The sequence below is a fragment of the Brevundimonas sp. CURTG3B2_SDJG genome (assembly GCF_057364705.1).
The window spans coordinates 1-3593 of the sequence record NZ_JBNFOJ010000278.1; the positions used below are offsets into that span (position 1 = coordinate 1).

Here is a 3593-nt window from a genome sequence, read left to right on the forward strand (position 1 = left end):
GGCTCCGGCTCGTCGGCCACCGCCGCCGAGGCCGTGGTCGCGGAGATCCGGGCCGCTGGCGGCGAGGCCATGGCCAACGCCGCCTCGGTGACCGATCCCTCCGCCGTCCAGGCCATGGTCGAGGCCGCCATGGCGAAATGGGGCCGGATCGACATCCTGGTGAACAACGCCGGCGTCCTGCGCGACAAGACCTTCGCCAAGATGGAGCTGGAGGACTTCCGCTTCGTCGTCGACGTGCACCTGATGGGCGCGGTCAACTGCACCAAGGCGGTGTGGGACATCATGCGCGAGCGGAACTACGGCCGGATCGTCATGACCACCTCGTCGTCGGGCCTCTACGGCAATTTCGGCCAGTCCAACTACGGCGCCGCCAAGATGGCCCTGGTGGGCCTGATGCAGACGCTGTCCATCGAGGGCGCCAAGAACGACATCCGGGTGAACTGCCTGGCCCCCACCGCCCACACCCGCATGACCGAAGACCTGGGCGCTCGCCTGCCGTTGGAGCTGCTGGGGCCCGAGATGGTGACTCCGGGCCTGCTCTACCTGGTCAGCGAGGACGCCCCCAGCCGCTGCATCCTGGCCGCCGGCGCCGGCGGCTTCGAGCGCGCCTACGTCACCCTGACGCAAGGCGCCTGGATCGCCGGCGAGGACGCCCCAGAACAAGTCGCGGCCCGGTTCGACGAGATCTCGGATCGCGAGGGTGAGATCGTGCCGGAGATGGGCGCCGCCCAGGGCTTCACCGAACTGACCAAGGCCCAGGCCGCGCATCAGGGCTGACCTTGGCTGACGCCACGGCAAGTCCCTAGATCAACGCCATCGCGCTCAAGCAGCGAGGCGCCGCGCGCCGAGCGATAGCGCCAACAAAGGAGCACCGCAGATGCGACCAGAAGCCGTCATCGTCTCCACCGCCCGCACCCCGATCGGCCGCGCCTATCGGGGCGCTTTCAACGACACCCAGGCCCAGCAGCTGGGCGGTCACGCCATTCGGCACGCCGTCCAGCGGGCCGGGATCGATCCGGCCGAGATCGAGGACGTGGTCATGGGCGCGGCGCTGCAGCAGGGCTCGACCGGCACCAACATCGGACGCCAGGCGGCCCTCGCCGCGGGCCTGCCGGTCACCACCGCCGGCATGAGCGTGGACCGTCAGTGCGCCTCGGGCCTGATGGCCATCGCCACGGCGGCCAAGCAAGTCACCCAGGATGGCCAGGTCGTCGCCGTCGGCGGGGGGCTGGAGTCCATCTCCCTGGTGCAGAACCAGAACATGAACCTGCACCGGCTGCGGGACCCCGACCTGATCAAGCTGGTCCCCCATGTCTATATGTCGATGCTGGAGACCGCCGAGGTCGTCGCGGCCCGCTATGGGATCAGCCGCGAGGCCCAGGACGAGTACGCGCTGCAGTCCCAGCAACGCACCGCCCAGGCTCAGGCCGAAGGGCGGCTGGACGCCGAGATCGTGCCGATGACCACGGTCATGCAGGTGGTGGACAAGGCGACCGGCCAGGCGTCCCCGAAGGAGGTCACCCTGTCCAAGGACGAGGGCAACCGGGCCGACACCACGCTGGAAGGCCTGGCGTCCCTGAAGCCAGTCTTCGGCGGCGGCGAGGAGATCGCGGAGGGCCGCTTCATTACCGCCGGAAACGCCAGCCAGCTGTCAGACGGCGCCTCGGCCTCGGTGATCATGGAGGCCAGGGAAGCCGAACGCCGGGGCCTGCAGCCGTTGGGCGCCTTGCGCGGCATGGCCGTGGCCGGCTGCGAGCCCGATGAGATGGGCATCGGCCCCGTCTTCGCCGTCCCGCGCCTGCTGGAGCGTCACGGCCTGACCGTCGACGACATCGGCATCTGGGAGCTGAACGAGGCGTTCGCCGTCCAGGTGCTGTACTGCCGCGACCGGCTGGGCATCCCCAATGACCGCCTGAACGTCTCGGGCGGCGCGATCTCGATCGGTCACCCCTATGGCATGTCGGGCGCCCGGATGACCGGCCACGTCCTGATCGAGGGCAAGCGGCGCGGCGCGAAATACGGCGTCGTCACCATGTGCGTCGGCGGTGGGATGGGGGCCGGCGGGCCTGGTTCGAGATCTACTGATCCGCCGGCCGGCCGTTCGCGGCCGCGGCCTTTCGGGCCGCCCAGCGCGCGGCCATCTTGGCGCTCTCGTCGCAGCGGCGGCCTCCATCTCGGCGCCCAGCGGGCGCGCAGCACCGCCGGGCGGCCCGGGTAGCGGTCCTCGAGGAACTCCGCCGCCACCACCCGGTCGGTGCGGAAGGTCCGGAAGTCGTCGCGCGCCTCGCACCAGGCGACCAGCAGGCGCGTGGTCTCGCGATAGCCGATCAGGAACGGCCAGATGGTGCGCCGGGTCTCGCGGTCCTGTTCGTCGCGGTAGTGCAGCGCCAGCTTGCGGCCGGCGTGGATCCAGGCGCGCACCTGAGCCATGTCCAGGCTGTCCTCCTTGCGCGGCTCCCACATCGGCGGGCTGGCCACGGCCGGCTCCAGCACCACCGGGCGCAGACGCTCGGGGACGGTGGCGGCGATCTTCGAGATCAGGTCCCGCGCGGCCCGGGCCAGGGCCGGATCGCCGCGGCTAGCGACCCACTGCGCGCCCAGAACGGCGGCCTCGACCTCGTCGGAGGTCAGCATGAGCGGCGGCATGTCGAAGCCGCCGTCCAGGACGTAGCCGAGCCCCGCCTCGCCCCGAATGGGGACCCGCTGGCCCATCAGGGTGGCGATGTCCCGATAGATGGAGCGTTTCGACGTCTCCAGCTCGACGCGATCGCCTCGGCCGTCACCGGCCGGGACGAGCGCCGGAGGACCTGGATGATCTGGAACAGGCGGTCTGCGCGTCTCATTCCGTCACCCTGACATGCGGCTGCTGACAGCATGCTGGCAGCAGGGTGGCAGTAGATCAATCTTCACCGGCGGCGAGGGGCCGCCCGGCGCTCAAGCAGCGAAGCCTCGCGGGCCGAGCGATAGCGCCCAGAATGATGGAGAGATCAGATGCTGACCCTGTTCCACGCTCCCCAATCGCGCTCCGGCCGGATCGTCTGGCTGATGGAGGAGATCGGCGCGCGTATGAGATCGAATACGTCGACATCTTCCGCGCCATGACCGGGACCGGCGGCCGCGACAAGGCGAACCTGCACCCGGACGGCAAGGTGCCGGCCCTGCTGCACGACGGCGCCCTGGTCACCGAGTCAGCCGCCATCGCCCTGTACCTGACCGACCTGTTTCCCAAGGCGGACCTGGGGGCCCCGGTCGGTTCGCCAGAGCGGGCCGCCTACGTCACCTGGCTGGCCTGGACGGCGGGCGAGATGGAGCCGGCGTACTGGGGCAAGATCAGCGGCCAGACCGAGGGCGACGCCTTGGCCCAGAAGCGCTACGACGCGGTCAACGCCCGCATCCTCGGCGCGCTGGAGCACGGACCCTATCTGATGGGCCATCGCTTCACCGCGGTGGACGTCATGGTGGGCTCGGCCATGGCCTGGGGGCGGGAATTCGGGCCGCCCAGCGAGCGGATGGACGCCTGGCTGGCCCGCGTCGCGGCGCGGCCCGGAAATCTGCTGGCCATGGCCAAGGACGCCGCGCCGGCCGCCCTGGCC

Annotated in this window: 3 protein-coding genes and 1 pseudogene; 3 read left to right on the forward strand and 1 reads right to left on the reverse strand. The window is 70.6% G+C overall.

Features of this window, described 5'->3' with window-relative positions:
- On the forward strand, positions 1 to 777 hold a 777-nt coding region (locus AC2W7C_RS14960; RefSeq protein ID WP_486002127.1), incomplete at its 5' end, for an SDR family NAD(P)-dependent oxidoreductase.
- Positions 778 to 877: 100 nt separating this feature from the next.
- Positions 878 to 2218: an acetyl-CoA C-acyltransferase gene (locus tag AC2W7C_RS14965; RefSeq protein ID WP_486002128.1), complete on the forward strand. Its 1341-nt coding sequence runs from the start codon at positions 878 to 880 to the stop codon at positions 2216 to 2218.
- On the opposite strand, the pseudogene AC2W7C_RS14970 reads toward AC2W7C_RS14965, so the two are convergent.
- Positions 2182 to 2843 (reverse strand): annotated as a pseudogene (locus AC2W7C_RS14970) (helix-turn-helix transcriptional regulator); the annotation flags it as partial. The gene AC2W7C_RS14965 and the pseudogene AC2W7C_RS14970 sit on opposite strands and share 37 nt — an antisense overlap.
- Before the next feature lie 255 nt (positions 2844 to 3098).
- Between AC2W7C_RS14970 and AC2W7C_RS14975 the strand changes: the two are divergent.
- Positions 3099 to 3593 (forward strand): glutathione S-transferase family protein (locus AC2W7C_RS14975; RefSeq protein WP_486002129.1); only part of this gene is annotated, 495 nt, incomplete at its 3' end.